The 17,213-nt window shown below is 53.6% G+C and carries 13 protein-coding genes; 12 read left to right on the forward strand and 1 reads right to left on the reverse strand.

All coding sequences use genetic code 11. The features are described 5' to 3' along the window. Positions 1-15: 15 nt before the first annotated feature. The 4 genes from P0D43_RS08680 to P0D43_RS08695 all read left to right on the forward strand — a co-directional run bounded on the left by P0D43_RS08680 (position 16) and on the right by P0D43_RS08695 (position 4,904). Positions 16-1,473, forward strand: a complete 1,458-nt coding sequence (locus tag P0D43_RS08680; RefSeq protein WP_394672193.1) for a hypothetical protein — start codon at positions 16-18, stop codon at positions 1,471-1,473. Between the two features lie 100 nt (positions 1,474-1,573). Further along, positions 1,574-2,662: an NAD(P)H-dependent flavin oxidoreductase gene (locus P0D43_RS08685; RefSeq protein ID WP_394672194.1), complete on the forward strand. Its 1,089-nt coding sequence runs from the start codon at positions 1,574-1,576 to the stop codon at positions 2,660-2,662. Between the two features lie 117 nt (positions 2,663-2,779). Continuing rightward, entirely contained in the window at positions 2,780-4,459 is a 1,680-nt protein-coding gene (locus P0D43_RS08690; protein WP_394672195.1) for a GMC family oxidoreductase, read from the forward strand. A gap of 7 nt (positions 4,460-4,466) precedes the next feature. After that, positions 4,467-4,904 (forward strand): acyl-CoA thioesterase, encoded by a 438-nt coding sequence (locus tag P0D43_RS08695; RefSeq protein ID WP_394672196.1) that lies wholly within the window; start codon positions 4,467-4,469, stop codon positions 4,902-4,904. Here P0D43_RS08695 and P0D43_RS08700 read toward each other — a convergent pair whose 3' ends face one another. Next, positions 4,905-6,065, reverse strand: coding sequence for an alkane 1-monooxygenase (locus P0D43_RS08700; RefSeq protein ID WP_394672197.1), 1,161 nt, complete (start codon positions 6,063-6,065; stop codon positions 4,905-4,907). It lies immediately after the preceding gene. A gap of 123 nt (positions 6,066-6,188) precedes the next feature. Between P0D43_RS08700 and P0D43_RS08705 the strand changes: the two genes are divergently transcribed. The 8 genes from P0D43_RS08705 (at position 6,189) to P0D43_RS08740 (ending at position 17,145) form a co-directional block, all read left to right on the forward strand. Next, positions 6,189-7,223, forward strand: coding sequence for a helix-turn-helix domain-containing protein (locus tag P0D43_RS08705; RefSeq protein ID WP_394672198.1), 1,035 nt, complete (start codon positions 6,189-6,191; stop codon positions 7,221-7,223). Positions 7,224-7,315: 92 nt separating this feature from the next. Next, positions 7,316-9,355 (forward strand): FAD-dependent oxidoreductase, encoded by a 2,040-nt coding sequence (locus P0D43_RS08710; RefSeq protein ID WP_394672199.1) that lies wholly within the window; start codon positions 7,316-7,318, stop codon positions 9,353-9,355. Between the two features lie 9 nt (positions 9,356-9,364). After that, on the forward strand, positions 9,365-10,381 hold the full coding sequence (locus tag P0D43_RS08715) for an AraC family transcriptional regulator (protein WP_159568528.1): 1,017 nt from the start codon (positions 9,365-9,367) through the stop codon (positions 10,379-10,381). A 106-nt stretch (positions 10,382-10,487) separates the two neighbouring features. After that, positions 10,488-11,630 carry an acyl-CoA dehydrogenase family protein gene (locus tag P0D43_RS08720; protein WP_394672200.1) on the forward strand — a complete coding sequence of 381 codons (1,143 nt, stop codon included), beginning with the start codon at positions 10,488-10,490 and terminating at the stop codon, positions 11,628-11,630. 23 nt (positions 11,631-11,653) lie between these two features. Continuing rightward, the gene (locus P0D43_RS08725) at positions 11,654-12,535 is read left to right on the forward strand and encodes a MaoC family dehydratase (RefSeq protein WP_394672201.1); all 882 of its coding nucleotides are present in this window, start codon (positions 11,654-11,656) and stop codon (positions 12,533-12,535) included. Beyond that, on the forward strand, positions 12,532-13,827 hold the full coding sequence (locus tag P0D43_RS08730) for a thiolase family protein (RefSeq protein ID WP_394672202.1): 1,296 nt from the start codon (positions 12,532-12,534) through the stop codon (positions 13,825-13,827). Before P0D43_RS08725 ends, P0D43_RS08730 begins: the two co-directional genes overlap by 4 nt. Continuing rightward, the gene (locus tag P0D43_RS08735; RefSeq protein ID WP_159568532.1) at positions 13,824-15,515 is read left to right on the forward strand and encodes an AMP-binding protein; all 1,692 of its coding nucleotides are present in this window, start codon (positions 13,824-13,826) and stop codon (positions 15,513-15,515) included. The genes P0D43_RS08730 and P0D43_RS08735 overlap by 4 nt, the downstream gene beginning before the upstream one ends. Positions 15,516-15,669: 154 nt before the next feature. Continuing rightward, positions 15,670-17,145, forward strand: a complete 1,476-nt coding sequence (locus P0D43_RS08740; RefSeq protein ID WP_394672203.1) for a hypothetical protein — start codon at positions 15,670-15,672, stop codon at positions 17,143-17,145. The last annotated feature ends 68 nt before the right edge of the window (positions 17,146-17,213 follow it).

Here is a 17,213-nt window from a genome sequence, read left to right on the forward strand (position 1 = left end):
TTCAAGGAAAACAACATGAACTTTGACAGCCCAGTAGTAGCCTCCGTGACCAATATTGACGGCGATGTATTTGTAAAGCGAAACGGCATTGAAGCGCCATTGCGTGAAGACATGGTGTTGCAAGCCGGTGACGTGTTGCGATCCACCAGCAACTCAATTGCAGTGCTCAGCATTCCCGGCACTCAGCAGCAAATCCCGGCGTTCCTGGAAATTTCCAATGGTGGCGTGGCCACTTTGGCCTTCGATCCCGATGTTGGTCCGAATGGGCAAGTGGTGATTTCATCCAATGCAGGTGATGGCCTGGGCAACGTCACACTGGTGTCTGAATTCGATGGCGAAAATCAGGCCGCTGTGCTGGACGGGCAAGAGGCCAACGGCGAAATGAGCGGCTTGTTCGGTGCTGGCTTGTTCGGCGCAGGTGCAGGCCTGAGTGCCTTGCCAGTTGCCGGTGCAGTGGGCGCCGCAGCCTTGTTTGCGGGGTCTGACGATGACAACAGTGGTGGCGGCAACAGCGGTAACACACCGGGTAACTTGCCTGCTGAAAATGCAGGTGGCCTTGCTGAAACAGTCAGCGATCTGACCAATAACCTTGGCGAATTGACCGAACCAGTGCCGGTGGTGGGCGACGTTGTGAATGCGGTTGGAAATGTAATTGAGTCCACACTGGTGGGCAACAACAACGGTGGCTTGAACGGCATTGTGACTGGTTTGACCGATGGCTTGACCACTGGCCTTGAGGGCACACCCCTGGCACCGGTGTCGAATGTGCTGGACACGGGCTTGGGTACCTTGACTGATCTTTTGGGAGTTGCGGCCAATCAGGTGAGTGGTTTTGGCGAAGGAACACCGCTGGCACCCGTGTCGGATTTGGTAGCCAGCTTGTTGGGAACCACTGGCCCCAACACCGATGATGGTGTGGGTGGTGTGGTTGGCACGGTGGTGAATGTTACCGACAGCGTGGGCCAGCTGCTTGAACCCGTGCCTGTGCTTGGTGATATCGCTGGCACACTGGGTGGTGTTGTTGATTCCGTGGCCACCGGCAACAACGAAGGCGGTTTGGGCGGCATTTTGAGTGGCTTGGGCGGTGGCCTTGAAGAAGGTTTGTCCTCAACGCCCCTGGCGCTGATCGGCGAGGGCGGCAACACCTTGTTGAATACGGTGGGTGGATTATTGGGCGGTGTCGGCGATTCTGTTTCATCGGTTGGTGCCAGCACACCTGCTGCACCGCTCACCAATTTGATTGGTGATCTTGCCGGTTCACTGGGGGGTGATGTCAGTTCTGCGTTGGCCAATATTCCGTTCCTCGGCGGCGCATTGGATGGTTTGACCAGTGGGCTAGGTGGCAGCAGTGTGTTGGGCGACATTCCGCTACTCGATGGTCTCACTTCGTCGATAAGCTCAAGCAGCGGCGCCGAGGGTGGCTTGCTCGGTGGCTTGCCACTGCTGGGTGATTTGACCAAAACCCTGGGATAAAACCAGGCCTGCACATACTTACATTGCTTATCAGAATATCTCGGTTGATGTAATATTGATTGGATTGCCAGACTCGGCCCACTTGATCTACGGACAGCCCATGAAAACCCGCATCACCGAGATGTTCAATATTCAATACCCGCTGGTGTGCCCCGGCATGACCTACGTGGCCAATGCCGATTTGGTTGCAGCCACTGCCAATGCAGGCGGGCTGGGCATTCTGGCCATTGGTCATTTGAATCCCGAACAAACTCTGGCTGAAATTCGCAAGGTGCGTAACCTGACCTCCAAGCCGTTCGGCATTGGTTGCGCCCTGATCATGCCTGGCGCGCTCGACAATCTTGAAGTGGCCCTGAACGAAAAAGTGCCTGTGATTAATTTCAGTTTGGGCAGCCCTGCGGATGTGTGCAAACGCGTGCACGATTATGGTGGCAAAGTCATCGCCACGGTGGTGAATGCCAAACACGCGCTGAAAGCCGAGCAGTCGGGTGTCGATGCCTTGTTGGTCACCGGCCATGAAGCGGCCGCACACGGTGGCGCAGTGACTTCACTGGTCCTGGTGCCTGCAATTCGGCAGGTCACAAAACTGCCCATCATTGCTGCAGGTGGTTTTGGCACAGGCGGTGGCGTTGTTGCTGCACTGGCACTGGGTGCCGATGGCGTGGCCATGGGCACACGCTGGGCTGCTTCCAAAGAAAGCCCGGTGCATGCCAACACCAAAGAATTGATTGTGAAAAAAGAAGTGGAAGAGACCATATACAGCAAGAACTTCGACAGCATTCCTTGCCGGGTCATGACCACACCCAATTCCAGAAAAGTGATGTCCAAAGCGTTCAATCCGGTTCGTGCCATGTGGCGTGCCTATTTGGCGGCACGGGAAATGAACAAGCCTTTGCTCGGTATTATCAAAGACGTATTCAAAATGGGATTGGAGCAAACGCTCACCGTAACCTTCTACGGTGCAGCAGTGCTTCAAATTAAAAAAGCCACCATTGATGGCAACCACACGCAGGGTGTGCAGTTGATTGGTCAGGTGCAGGGTCTGGTACAAGACGTGCCCTCAGTTGAAGAGCTGACTCAGCGCGTGATGAAAGAGATTGATGAAGCCTTGGCGCAAATCAATCTGCTGGCGGGAAATGCTTCGACGAGTACACCAGCCACATCCGAGAAAATCAGTCGCATCGCTTGACCGGAATTATCAATTTTTTGTCGGCATTGACGTGTTTCTTTTTGCCCGGCTTCCTCTATGATCAAGTAACAAAATCATAAAACTTGCCCCAAGCGAGTTTGAAATCAGGAGGAGCAGATGAAGACAGAGCACGACTACATCGTTGTGGGTGGTGGTTCCGGTGGCTGTGCCATGGCGGGTCGCCTGAGTGAAGACTCAACGCTTGATGTCTGCCTGCTGGAGGCAGGGGGTGAGGGCACCGGCAATCTCATCAATATTCCCAGCGGTGCGGTGGCCATGCTGCCCACCAAAATCAACAACTGGGCATTCGAGACCACACCGCAACCTGGCTTGAACGGCCGCAAAGGTTACCAGCCGCGCGGTAAAGCGCTGGGTGGTTCTTCAGCCATCAATGCCATGGTTTACATTCGCGGCACTGCTTCAGATTACGACCGTTGGGCAAACGATGAGGGTTGCGCAGGCTGGTCTTACAAAGACGTGCTGCCTTACTTCAAACTCAGCGAATGCAATGAACGAATTCGCGATGCCTACCACGGCAACAGCGGCCCCTTGAATGTGGCCGACCTGCGTTCTGATAACCCGTTTCAACAGGTTTATCTGGAAGCGGGCAAGCAGGCTGGCTTCAAAATCAACAATGACTTCAATGGTGCTGACCAGGAAGGTGTTGGTATTTATCAGGTCACCCAGAAAAACGGCGAACGCTGGAGCGCAGCGCGTGCCTACCTGTTCCCGCACATGCACCGAAAGAATCTGACTGTGCACACCAAAGCCATGGTTCAGCGCGTGTTGTTCGAGGGCAAGCGTGCGGTGGGTGTTGAAGTGTCCATCAACGGGCAAGTCGCCGTGTTGAAAGCGCGCAAGGAAATCATTCTGACTGCGGGCGCAATACAAACGCCGCAACTGCTGATGGTTTCTGGTGTGGGCGATTCCGCCGAGCTGGCACGCCAGGGTATTGATGTGATTCACCACCTGCCAGGCGTGGGCAAAAATTTGCAGGATCACCCTGATTTCATTTTTGGTTACTCGACCAAAAGCCTCGACACCTTGGGTTTGTCGCTTCGCGGTGGCATCCGCTTGCTGCGTGAAATTTTCCGCTACCGCAAACATCGCCGGGGTGCACTCACCAGCAACTTTGCCGAAGGTGGCGCGTTTCTGAAAACCAGCCCCGAATTGAAAGACCCCAATGTGCAATTGCACTTTGTGGTGGCCATGGTCGATGACCACGCCCGCAAAATGCACATGGGTCATGGCTTTTCTTGCCATGTGTGTTTGTTGCGCCCGCGCAGCCGTGGCAGCCTGACTTTGCAGGGCAACACCATGGACACGCCACCGTTGATCGACATCGGTTTTTTGAACGATTCGCGCGATCTGGATGAGTTGGTGGAGGGTTTCAAACTGACCCGCAAAATCATGCATGCACCCGCATTGGCCAAGTGGATTGTGAAAGACAAATTCACCGAGAATGTGCACACCGATGATGAAATTCGCGAGGTGTTGCGCAACCGGGTGGACACGGTGTACCACCCCACAGGTACTTGCAAAATGGGCACCGATTCCTTGGCAGTGGTCGATTCGCAGTTGCGTGTACACGGGCTTGAAGGCTTGCGCATTGTGGATGCATCGGCCATGCCCAGCCTGATCGGTGGCAACACCAATGGGCCAGTCATGATGATGGCTGAAAAGGCAGTGGACCTGATTCGCGGTGTGTCGCGCGTGCCTGCACTGGAGCAGGCCGAGCACAATGCAAGAGCGCGTCAGGAACACCTGGCTCAATCCCTGATTCCTCAACCGGTGTAATTGTTTAATGAATCAACCTTTTGAGTTTTTATTCAGGGTGCGCTACAGCGAATGCGACCCGCAAGGCGTCGTATTCAATGCCCGTTACGGTGACTACGTCGACTTGGCACTCACGGAATACATGCGGGCTGCCATGGGTGGCTACAACGAACTGGTGCACATGGGGTTTGAAACCCAAGTGGTTCGCTTGCTCACCGAATGGAAAACCCCTGCGCGATTCGACGATGTGTTAAAAGCGAGTGTGTACCCGAGCCATTTCGGCAACACCAGTTTCACTTTGACCTTTGAATTTATAAACGCCGGCACCAATGTTTTGGTGGCCACTGCACAAGCCACTTACGTGTTGGTGGACGCGAAAGAATTCACCAAGCAAACAATTCCGGCTGAAATAAAAAGCGCCCTGCAAGAGGGCGCTGTGGGCAAGCAGATCAACCAGGCTGGCTAATCAGGCTGCCAATGAATAACGTTGAATGACGCGTGCTCGCTTGCGGGGGTGAATGTTGATTTTCTGCGCATTCTTGCCAGCCACTTCCAGCAGCCTTGGGTTCATGATTGCAAACCATAGGGGTGGTACATAAGCCGCCAGAAACATGCCGAAGTAACCGGATGGCAAGCTGGGCAGTTCCGGAAAATCTCGCAGTGACTGATAGCTGCGTGCCGGGTTGGCATGGTGGTCCGAGTGGCGTTGCAACTGAAACACAACAAGATTGGATACCAGGTGGTTGCTGTTCCACGAATGGTGCGGGGCGCAACGCTCGTACTCGCCGTTGGGCAACTTCTGGCGCATCAGGCCGTAATGTTCAATGTAATTGGCGCTGGTCAACTGAAAGGCACCCCAAAAGGCAACCACAGCCAACACAGGCACCATGGGCCAGCCAAACATGGCAATCAGCGCTGTGTAAAGAATCACCGTCATTATCCCGGCCTGAAGCATTTCATTGCCCACATTCCAGCGGCTTTTTCCTGCGCGTTCCAGGCGTTCACTTTCCAGCTTCCAGGCGCGTTTGAAGGCACCAGGAATTTCACGCAGCATGAATTCATAAATGTGCTCACCCATGCGTGAAGTGGCCGGATCTTCTGGCGTGGCCACATCGCGGTGGTGCCCGCGGTTGTGTTCAATCGAGAAGTGTCCGTAACCACCTAGCGAGAGCGTAAACAGCGCCAGTGCTTTGTCCAGTTTGCGTTTTTTGTGGCCCATCTCGTGGCCCAGGTTCAAACCAAAACCCAGAAGTGAACCTGTGGTAATGGCCACTGCCAACCAGTGCAGCCAATGCAGGTCGTGCGTGGCCAGAAACACCACATTGAACAGGAATCCAAAAGTAATAATCGGCACCAGCAGGTAAGTGATTACGCGGTAGTAGGCTGTATCTTCCAACTGGGGTACGGCTTGCTCGGGCGGGTTTTGTTTGTCCTCGCCAAAAATGAAATCAAGCACGGGCAGGCCGATATAGAAAAATGCCAGAAACACCCAAAGCCATTGCGTGTGGCCGGTGTACAAATACATGATCGGGCCCAGCGGCGCTGCAAAGGGCGCAATCACCGAAAGCAGCCACAGGAATTTCTTGGGATCTTTGTATTGAGTTGCGGGCATTGTGTTTGACGTCATTTTTTGTGCACCGGGTTATTCAGGATGATTTCATCTTAGGCGCGCAAGGCGATGGACAACACCGCACAGGGTGGCATAAGATCGTCATAAAGTGACAAAAACAAAACCACACGAGACAAACACTTGCCCCAGTCCTTGCACGATTTCACTGCAGTCCTTTCGCCTGCGCTGCACCCGGTGTATGCGCGCTTGCTGTGTGCCGAATTGCAGCGGCGTGGCTTTGCGCCAGCCGACATTCTTGATGGTTTGCCCCTGAACTGGCAGCACCTGCATGAAAGCAACCAGTTCATGAGTTTTGATCAAATGCGGCAACTCATTGAGCGCGGCGTGCAGCTTAGCCAATGCCCCTGGCTTGGCCTGGAGGTGGGCTTGCGAACCCCGGCCTCTGCTCACGGCACCTTGGGTGCAGCCATGATCGCCAGCAAGAATTTGCCCAGTGCCATGTTGCTGTTGCAGCGCTATGCCGGTTTGCGCCAAAACCTGGCCAATTTGCAGTTTGAGCTTGAACCCGACTTTGCAGCCGTGCTGGAAGAGTGGGTGGACTTGGGGCCCGTGCGTGAATACCTGCACTGCCAATTGCTGGGTGGTTTGGTGCAGTTGTTAACTGCAATGACCGGGCAAGAGCTTCCACAACAGTTGCGCATTGAATGGCCGTTTGATGAACCCGCATGGGCGCATGAATACCAGCGCATTGCGCAGCACAACAGCTTTGGTTTTTCTCAATTGCGTGTGGTGCTAAACAGCACACTGGTGAACAGCCCAAGCCTTGCTGCCGATGACGAAGCCTTGCAGCGCCTTCTTCGCGACTGCGACTTGCAGCTTCAACGCTTGCAGCAGGGCGATACTTTGGCCCAGCGCGTGCGCATGCAGTTGCAGAAAACAGAAGGCCCCATGCCCACCTTGCAAACCATGGCCGCCAAAGAAAACCTGACCGAGCGCACCTTCATGCGGCACCTTCAGGCCGAGGACACCAGTTTTCAGCAATTGCTGGACGAGGTGCGGCAAGAGCGCGCCTGCTGGCTGCTGGCGAACACCCACAACACGGTCGAAGACATCGCCTATGCCTTGGGTTACGAAGATGCCTCCAATTTCAGCCGAACCTTCAAACGCTGGTGTGGGCAAACCCCCAAGGCGTATCGCCAGGAACATTCATCGTGAAAGTAGCAGGGTCACCATAAATAATTTCTTAATGACGTAATATTCAGCTAAATTCGTAATGTTTTTGATGAATCAACCACCGAGGAATTGAAATGCCAGCAGCATTGTCCAACCACGCGCACACCAAGCTACTCGAGCCATTGAACCTGGGTTTCACCACCTTGAAAAACAGGGTCATCATGGGGTCCATGCACACCGGGCTTGAAGAAGAAGCGCCCGAGAAGCTGGCTGCTTTTTTTGCAAGGCGTGCGCAAGGCGATGTGGGCTTGATGATTACCGGTGGTTTTGCAACCTCAGAAACTGCTGTGCTGTGGCCCGGAGCAGGCCGAATGACCAGCGAGCAAGATGCCACACGCCACCGCACGGTGACCGATGCAGTGCACGCCGCGGGCGGAAAAATTGCCATTCAATTGCTGCATGCAGGTCGACAGGCCTACAACGTGAACATGGTTTCGGCTTCTGCCAAGCAATCCCCAATTTTTCCATTTACACCGCGAGAGCTCACAGCTGCTGAAGTTGAGCAGGAAATTGATGGCTTCGCCAACTCGGCCGCGTTTGCAAAAATGGCGGGCTACGACGGTGTCGAAGTAATGGGTTCCGAGGGTTATTTGCTGAACCAGTTTTTGACCGAGCGCGGCAATGAACGCACCGATGAATGGGGTGGCACTTTCGAGAAACGCATGCGTTTTCCGCTCGAGGTGGTTCGCCGCATTCGCGCCAAAGTGGGGGTTGAATTCATTATCGTGTACCGCATGTCGATGCTCGATTTGGTGCCTGATGGTCAAAGTCTGGACGAAACACTGCTGCTGGCCCGCGAACTGGAGAAGGCCGGTGTCACCATTCTGAACACAGGCATTGGTTGGCACGAAGCAAAAATTCCAACCATTGCCACGCAAGTACCGCGCGGCGCATTCACCTGGGCAACCCGCAAAATCAAGGAAGTGGTGTCCATTCCAGTTGCAGCGTCGAACCGCTTGAACATGCCTGGTGATGCCGAGCGCGTGTTGCAAAATGGCGATGCTGACACGATCGCCATGGCGCGCCCGTTTTTGGCCGACCCGGACTGGGTGCTGAAAACCAAAGAAGATCGAGTCAATGAAATCAACACCTGCATTGGTTGTAACCAGGCTTGCCTTGACCATACCTTTGGCGGCAAGCGTTGCAGTTGCCTGGTGAACCCGCAGGCCTGCCACGAAACAGAATTGATTTTTGTGAAAACCACAGCGAAGAAAAAAGTGGCGGTTGTGGGTGCTGGCCCGGCGGGTATGTCGTTCTCGCTCACCGCTGCACAACGCGGCCATGCCGTAACGCTGTTTGATGAAGCGCACGAAATTGGCGGGCAGTTCAATATTGCCAAGCAAGTGCCCGGCAAGGAAGAGTTTCACGAAACCATTCGTTACTTCAGCACCATGCTGAACAAGGAAGGCGTGACATTCCAATTGGGCAAGCGTGTGAATGCGAATGATTTGAAAGAATTTGATGAAGTGATTTTGGCCACTGGCATTATTCCTAATGTGCCCAGCCTGCCCGGTGTTGAACATCCCAAAGTCATGGGTTATCTCGACGTGCTGAAACACGGTAAAGCTGTGGGTCAGCGCGTGGCCATTGTGGGTGGGGGTGGTATTGGTGTGGATACCGCCGAGTTTCTAACCCATCACGAAAGCGAGCAATCGCCTTCCACTAGCATCGACGATTTTTGCGAATTCTGGGGCATTGATCGCGATCAAAAAGCACGTGGCGGCATTGCCGGTGTCAAGGCCAATCCAGAAAAAGCCACACGCCAAATTACCATTCTTCAACGCAAGCCCAAGAAGATTGCAGGCCCCGGAAAAACCACGGGCTGGATCCACCGTGCAGCGCTTGAAGCCAAAGGCGTACGCTTGTTGTCGGGTGTGGAATACATCGGTGTTGAAGACGCCGGTTTGCGCATTCGCACCCCCGATGGCGCCGAACACTTGCTGGAAGTGGACAATGTAATTGTGTGCGCAGGCCAGCACCCGAATCGCGAACTGGAAGAATCGGTGCGCGCCTTGGGCATGCCGGTGCACATTATTGGTGGCGCTTTCAAGGCGGCTGAACTCGATGCCAAGGAAGCGATTAACCAAGGTGCCCGCCTGGCCGCCGTGCTGTAAGCAATCAGTGTGACCAACAATCACGTTGTTTTTCCCACCGCGTACACGCGAACGCTTGCGCGGGAGCAGGGGCTGGACCACAAAGGCCAGCTTCTGTTGTTGAAGGGCACGCGGCTGGCCCCGGCCGATTTGCTGGAGCTGAACAAGTACATTGATGCCGACACCCAGGCCGTAATTGTGCGCAACGCCCTGCAATTGAGCAACAACCCGGCCTTGGGTTTGCGCTGGGGTGCCAATCTGCATTTGTCTGCACATGGGCCTTTGGGTACTTTGATTGCGTCGTCACCCACCTTGGGCCATGCCTGGAAAGCCACCGAGAAATTTCATGACATTCGTGGTGGCTTCGCCCGCATGGAAGGCCACATTGCCAGCGATCACTTCGCAGTAATTATCAATATGGGCATTGCACTGGACGAAGTAGGGCGCTTTTTATGCGAGGCTGTGCTGGCGACCATGGTGAATCACCTGGGCATGATTATTGGAAATTCCCGCCCCGCATTGCGCGTGGAGCTGGCGTATTCTGCCCCAGCCTATGCCACGCAATACCCGGGGTTTTTGCATGCACCTTGCCTGTTCAACAAACCCAAAACAAAAATTGTGATTCCCCATGGCTTGGCCTTGATGCCCAATCCAATGGCCGACCCGGAAACCCACGCCATGGCCTTGGCGCGCTGCGAGCAACTGCTGCTTGAACAGCGCAGGCCCAGCAGCTGGTCGGCACGGGTTACCGAGCTGATTCGCGGCAACCCAGGCCAAATCTGGACTTGCGAGCAAGTGGCCAAGCACTTTCATTTGTCCTCGCGCACCTTGATGCGCTACTTGCGCGATGAGGAAACCAGCTATCAAACCCTGCGCGATTCTGAACTGGCCCGGCAGGCCAAACTCAGTTTACTGGTCAGCAATAACTCGGTTGAGTCGGTGGCGCTGAGCTTGGGTTATCAAGAAGTGTCGAACTTTCGCCGCGCTTTCAAACGCTGGTTTGGCATGTCCCCGATAGAGTTCATTCAGCGCAACAGGGTAAATTAAGACAAGCTGTCACTATTTACCCCCATTCTGTCCAGCTTTGCCCTCGCCGAATTTGGTTTGCCCACGCATGATGAATTCTCTTTATTGAATTCATCACAAGGCACGCATGTTCACCAATTACTTCAATGAAACGCATGAAGAAGTGCGCCGCAACATTCGGCGTTTTGTCGAGCGCAATATTCAGCCCCACATCAATTCTTGGGAAGAGGCTGGCACCTTCCCCCGCGAAATTTACAAACTGGCTGGCGATGCCGGCATTCTGGGCATTGGTTACCCAGAGGAATTCGGCGGCAATTCCGAAGGCGATTATTTCATGAGCCTGGTGGTCACTGAAGAACTGCTGCGTGCAGGTTCGGGTGGTTTCTTCTCCAGCTTGATGTCGCATGGCATTGCCCTGCCACCGATCGCCAAATGGGGTAGCCCCGAGATGAAAGCGCGCATTGTTCCCGAAGTGCTGAGGGGCGACAAAATCATCGCCTTGGCGGTGACCGAGCCCGGTGGTGGTTCTGATGTGGCCAACTTGAAAACACGCGCGGTGGATTGCGGCGACCATTACAAAGTGTCGGGTTCTAAAACCTACATTACCTCGGGCATTCGCGCTGACTATTACACCGTGGCCGTGCGCACGGGTGGTGATGGCTACGGCGGCATCAGCATGTTGCTGATTGAAAAGGGCACACCCGGCTTCACAACCGGCCAGCCTCTGAAAAAAATGGGGTGGTGGTGCAGCGACACAGCCGAGCTGTTTTTTGACAATGTGGTGGTTCCCAAGTCAAACCTGATCGGTATCGAGAACGGCGGCTTCATGATGATCATGACCAACTTCGAAGCCGAACGTTTGGGCCTGGCCTGCTACTCAAACACCTTGTCTGAATTGGCTTTTAATGAGGCGTTGGCTTATGCAAAAAACCGCAGCACCTTTGGCAAGCCCTTGAGCAAACACCAGGTGATTCGCCACAAGCTGGCCGACATGGCCACACAACTGGAAGCCAGTCGCGAATTCACCTACCGGGTTGCAGCGCGCATGCAGGCTGGCAAGCCCGCTTTGAAAGAAGTGTCGATGGCGAAAAACTTTGTCACGAAAACATCGGATTTCATCACTTACGAAGCCGTGCAGATTTTCGGTGGCATGGGCTACATGCGCGAAAGTTTGGTGGAGCGTTTGTACCGCGACAACCGCATTGCATCGATTGGCGGTGGCACTTATGAAATCATGAATGAAATTATTGGCAAGCAGTTGGGCTTGTAAAAAGTTAAAGGAATACATACACCATGTTGGCAGATTACCCCTTGAAGTACCTGGCCTTGCACTGGCCCAATATTCGGTCCATGGGTTGGGCCGCTATTCGCAATGCAACACCCATTACACGCCCTGGCACCTTACCGGAATTGCCTGTGCACCACAGCATGAATGTGCCTGCGCTGAACAACGAGTTGCTGGACCAATACATGGCCTGGACAGGCGCACCCGCCAATCGCTACAGCAGCGACATACCCGCGCATTTTTGCAGCCACTGGGCCATGCCCATGCTGGCGAAACTGGGTAGCCTTGCGCCTTACAATTTGCTGTCTATTTTGAATCAGGGTTTGCGCATGCAAATTCACAAGCCTTTGAACCGCAATGAGTCGATCGCGCTGCGTGGCAGTTTAGTGGATGTGACCGACGACGGTGACAAAGTGCGCATTCACACCCGCGTACAGGCCAGCAACCCCAGGGGCGAACTGGCCATGGTCATCGACAGTTATTCCACTGTGCCCCGTGCCAAACCTGCAGGCAAAAGCAAAACCGCCAAGCGCGAGGAATTCGAATTCACCACCGCTGGCCATTGGGATGCAGAAGAGGAAGACGGTTTGGCATTCGCCATGCTGACGGGCGATTTCAACCCCATCCACACCATGAAGGCAGTGGGCAAACGCACCCGCTTCAAAAGCTGTATTTTGCATGGCTTTGGGCAATTGGCCCGAACCTGGGAAGTGTTGAACAACGCTGGGCATTCGTTGGCGGATCTGGATGTGCGCTGGATTAAGCCACTGCCATTGCCAAGCCCGCACATGCAAGTGCAAACAAGCAACACGAAAGATGCCGAGGGCTACACGCAACTGCGTTTGGCTTCAGCAGACGGCACACTTCACATGGTGGGGCGTTTCAAATGAAGTCGATTCGCAAGGCAGTGATTATTGATGGTGTCCGCACCCCGTTTCTCGATTCGGGTGGTGCGTATTCCCAATTAATGACGTATGAACTTGGTGGCAAAGCCATCGCAGGCTTGATGAGTAAAACTGGCATTGACTCAAGCCGCGTGGACATGCTGACCATGGGCACGGTGTTGCATGAAATTGAAACCTCGAACGTGGCCCGGGAAAGTATGTTGAGTGCAGGGCTTCCCGCCACCATTCCGGCTTACACCACCTCCATGGCGGGTTTGTCGGCCAGCGTGGGCTTTGCCAACTTGTGCGACATGATTGCGCTGGGTCGAATTGATGTTGGCATTGCTGCCGGGGTGGAAAGTTTCTCTGACATTCCAATTCGCTACTCGCAGAAAATTCGCCGTGCTGCCATGAAGGTTCGCCAGGATTCTTCCGCCAAAAATATTTTGAAGAACCTGGCCAAGCTTCGCCCTTCGGATTTGAAACCTGAAATGCCCACCGGCACTGACTTCACCACGCGTAAAACCATGGGTGTGTGCGCCGAGCAAATGGTGAAAAAATTCAAGGTGAGTCGTGAAGATTGCGATGCATTCACCGTGCGCAGCCACAAGCTGGCCATTGAGGCGATGAACCAAGGCCATTTCGATGGCACCATTATTCCTGTACAGGTGCCCGGTTTTCAACAGCCCATTACACAAGACAACACACCGCGCGAAGACAGTAATATTCAGAAGCTCTCGACCATGCACACCATTTTCAGCAAAAGCGGTGTGATCACTGCGGCCGGTTCTTCCCGCTTCACAGACGGTTCAGCCGCCTTGCTGGTGACCAGTCAGGAAGCCGCCCAGGAAATGGGCCTGCAGCCTTTGGCTGAGGTGGTCGATTATCAATTGGCCGCCGTGAAAGATCTCGAAACAGAAATGTTACTGGGTCCTGCGGTTTCAATTCCTGAACTGCTGGCGCGAAACAAACTGAGCATGGCCGACATTGATGTGTGGGAACTCCACGAGGCATTCGCGGCTCAAATACTTGTGAATTTGGCGTGCATGCAGCGTGGCGAATTCGCAGAAGAGTATTACGGTGGTGTGGTGCCCGGAGAGTTGCCACTCGCTAAACTCAATACCTGGGGTGGCTCGCTTTCGCTGGGCAACCCGTTTGCAGCCACGGGCATTCGTTTGCTGACCACGGCTGCAAAAAGATTAAAGGCGGAAAAAGCGAAGTACGCTGTAGTATCCAGTTGTGCGGGCGGTGGATTGGGTGCCGCCATACTAATAAAAAATATGGAGAAAAACACATGAGTGCAGCGCAGTACGAAAAATTCGAAACCCTCCTGGATTGCCTGGACCATTGGGCTGCCGCACAACCGAACAAGGTTTATTTCACCCAGCCTTTCTCGGCCGAGAAAACCGTGGACTACACCTGGGCGCAAGTGGCCGACCAGGTTAACCGAATGGCAGCGTATTTGCAGTCGCTCAACTTGCCCGAGAAAACCCACATTGGAATTTTGGGCAAGAACAGCGCGCACTGGATCATGGCCGACCTCGCCATTTGGCGGGCAGGGCATGTGTCCATTCCTTTGTACCCCACGCTGAATGCTGAAACCGCTGAGTACGTGCTGGACAACAGCGATTCAAAAATGATCTTCATCGGCAAAATGGACGAGCTGTGGCGCGTGGTCGAGAAGGGAATTCCTGTTGACATGCCCACCATCACTTTGCCTTTGGCGCCGCAATTGGCCCACGCAAAAAAATGGGACGACATTGTTGCCAGCACTGCACCCACACAAAACCCCGTGAAGCGCAGCAAAGATGAAATGGCCACCATGCTGTATACCTCTGGCAGTACAGGCAAGCCCAAGGGTGTGATGATTTCGTTTAATGCCATGATCAGCGCGCTGCGTGGCACATCGAAGGTAATGACCTTCAACAGCACCGACCGCATGATTTCTTATTTGCCGCTGGCCCATGCCGCTGAACGCGCCATTCTGGAAACTGGTTCGCTGTTCTATGGCTTTCATGTGTACTTCTCGTTTGGGCTAGATAGCTTTATTCAAGACTTGCAACGTGCGCGGCCAACCCTGTTTTTCTCGGTGCCCCGTTTGTGGACCAAGTTTTACAACGGCATTTGCGGAAAAATTCCGCTGGGTGTGCAACACGTCATTTTCCGAATTCCGATTCTTTCGGCTTTGTTCAAAAAATTCTTGCTGAAAAAACTGGGCTTGTCCGAAGTGCGCATGGCGCTGAGCGGTTCAGCGCCTTTGGCCCCCGCGCTGATGTCCTGGTATCGCAACCTGGGCCTGGATTTGCTCGAAGGTTATGCCATGAGCGAGAACTTCGCTTACTCGCATTGCAGCCTGCCCGGCAAGGTGCGCGTTGGTTACGTGGGCAACACCTACCCAGGCGTTGAATGCAAGATTTCCGAAGTGGGCGAGGTGCTGGTAAAAAGCCCCTGCAACATGATGGGTTATTACAAGAATCCCGAACTCACTGCGCAGTCGTACACCGAAGACGGTTTCCTGAAAACAGGCGACATGGGTGTGGTCGATGAGCAAGGACGCTTGAAAATCACTGGCCGCGTGAAAGAACTTTTCAAGACCAGCAAGGGCAAATACATTGCGCCTGTGCCAATCGAGAACCGCTTGAACGGTCATGAACTGATTGAAGCCGTGTGCGTAACTGGCCCCTCGTTTTCAAAGCCTTTTGCCTTGGTGATGTTGCCGCTTGAGGAACACAAAAAAGTGGAACAAAACCCTTCTGAGGCTGCACGGGTTGAAAGTGAAATGGCTGAATTGCTTCAAAATGTAAATGATCAGCTTGAAGCGCATGAAAAACTGAGTTGCATTGTGGTGGTGAAAGATTTGTGGAGCATGGAAAACGGCTTCCTGACGCCCACCATGAAAATCAAGCGCAATGTGATTGAGGAGCACTATTTGCCCAAGGCCGAGTCCTGGGTGAAGATGAAAAAGTCGGTCGTGATTGAGCAGTAAGTCAGTATTTTTACAGGCCCCAATTTGAGTGGGTGGTAGGCACTAAATTGCTTCGGTATTCTTAAGTAGTTAACGCATATTTGCACAATCAATAATGTGTTAACTATCTGTTTATCAAGGTGAAACAAATAGCCGACTCAAAAAGGGGTGTTGTATGGGGTTTAGTCGTTTTTTCGGTGCCAGCGTATTGAGCCTGGCCATTTTGGCAGGCTGCGGCGGTGGCGGTGGTGACAGTAGTGCTCCTGCGGCCGGCGGCGGTGGTGGAACCACCACTTCAGGGCAGCTTACCAATTCTCCAATTGATGGCGTGGGCTACAGCGCAGCGCCCAGTGGCCTGACAGGCACCACTACAGGTGGTGGCATGTTCAATTTCCAGGCTGGCGACACAGTGACTTTCAACATTGCAGGCCTTGAAATTGACGTACCCGGTGGAACCCGAATTACGCCACAAACCATTGCTGAATCATTGGCTGCTGGTAACGCAGCCACGCAATCCAATATTCTTGCAAACCTGGCTACGCTGTTCCAAACATTGGACAACGACGGTGATCCCGAGAACGGTTCGATTGCCATTCGTGAAGGCGCCACTTTGGGTAATACGGCTGCCTTGTTGGCCAACCTGGACGAAGCTCCTGCAACTTTTCAGGGCGAGTTGAGCACAGCCATTTCCAGTGGCGAAGAACTGCGTGACGAGGGCGAACCTCCCCCTACAGTGGTTACAGATGTTGAGGCCATGCTGCGTTTTTACCGCAACGAACTGCAAGGCAACTGGCGTTTGGTCAGCTCGGTTGAAGAGGGTGTGACAACCACAACGAATGCGAACTACCAGGTGTTGTTGAGCTTTGATGTAGGCAATGCGAATGCGGCGGAAGACGGTATCGTGAATTCCTTTGTATTCTCCGAGTACGACATCACAGACTCGATGGATCCATTTGCTTTCATTGGTGTCGGCACCACCAACTACAACGGCGAAACCGGCGAGTTTCAGTTTACGTCCTTGCCCATGCGCAGGTTGGTCTCTGGCTTCAACAACTCTTCAACAGAGAATGATGCTGCATTTTTCACATCAAAAATTGTACTGAGTGGTAATCAGCTGGAACTGACGCTGATTGAAGACAACATCACCATTGTGGCCACCTTCGAGCGTTTCAACAGCGTTAAAGACAGCTTGGTTGGTACTTGGTACGAGGTGTTTGCGGAAGGCGATCCTGGGGTTACGCCCACTGCGGCTCCTGACAATGGTCGAGTAACTTTCGGTTCCGATGTTGCTTCCATCTTCTACTACTTCCTGCCCGGTTCGCGAGTGATGCTGGTGTTCACCGATCTCGATGCAGAAATGACTTCAGATGAAAGAAACGGTGTGGTGTTGGCAAACTATTCGTTGAACAGTACTGGGACATCACTTACATTCACAGACATTCTGCTAGACACGGTCAGTGTTGATCCGGTGAATAATCCCGCGTTGGAAGCGGGTTTAACCGTGGCAGTGAGTGCAGCAATGCTGAATGACACCAACCGTGAATTGACCGACTCAAGCGACCCGAATGAGACAGATGTCTTTACCATCTTCCGCATTCTTTCACTGAGCGAACGCGTGGGTGAATTTGAGCAAGCAGCGCCAGCCCCGTAGGCGAAGCCGCAATATGTAATATTTCGATTCGCAAAACGTTTCTTCAAAAGCCCGGAGTTTTCCGGGCT

Origin of the sequence: Limnobacter sp., assembly GCF_043511195.1 — a bacterium.
In the GTDB taxonomy this organism is placed as follows: domain Bacteria; phylum Pseudomonadota; class Gammaproteobacteria; order Burkholderiales; family Burkholderiaceae_B; genus Limnobacter.

Coding starts and splice junctions, on each gene's coding strand:
- P0D43_RS08710 (WP_394672199.1), top strand. CDS start 7,316: ATGCCAGCAGCATTGTCCAACCACGCGCACACCAAGCTACTCGAGCCA.
- P0D43_RS08725 (WP_394672201.1), top strand. CDS start 11,654: ATGTTGGCAGATTACCCCTTGAAGTACCTGGCCTTGCACTGGCCCAAT.
- P0D43_RS08720 (WP_394672200.1), top strand. CDS start 10,488: ATGTTCACCAATTACTTCAATGAAACGCATGAAGAAGTGCGCCGCAAC.
- P0D43_RS08730 (WP_394672202.1), top strand. CDS start 12,532: ATGAAGTCGATTCGCAAGGCAGTGATTATTGATGGTGTCCGCACCCCG.
- P0D43_RS08740 (WP_394672203.1), top strand. CDS start 15,670: ATGGGGTTTAGTCGTTTTTTCGGTGCCAGCGTATTGAGCCTGGCCATT.
- P0D43_RS08695 (WP_394672196.1), top strand. CDS start 4,467: ATGAATCAACCTTTTGAGTTTTTATTCAGGGTGCGCTACAGCGAATGC.
- P0D43_RS08690 (WP_394672195.1), top strand. CDS start 2,780: ATGAAGACAGAGCACGACTACATCGTTGTGGGTGGTGGTTCCGGTGGC.
- P0D43_RS08700 (WP_394672197.1), bottom strand. CDS start 6,065: ATGACGTCAAACACAATGCCCGCAACTCAATACAAAGATCCCAAGAAA.
- P0D43_RS08735 (WP_159568532.1), top strand. CDS start 13,824: ATGAGTGCAGCGCAGTACGAAAAATTCGAAACCCTCCTGGATTGCCTG.
- P0D43_RS08685 (WP_394672194.1), top strand. CDS start 1,574: ATGAAAACCCGCATCACCGAGATGTTCAATATTCAATACCCGCTGGTG.
- P0D43_RS08680 (WP_394672193.1), top strand. CDS start 16: ATGAACTTTGACAGCCCAGTAGTAGCCTCCGTGACCAATATTGACGGC.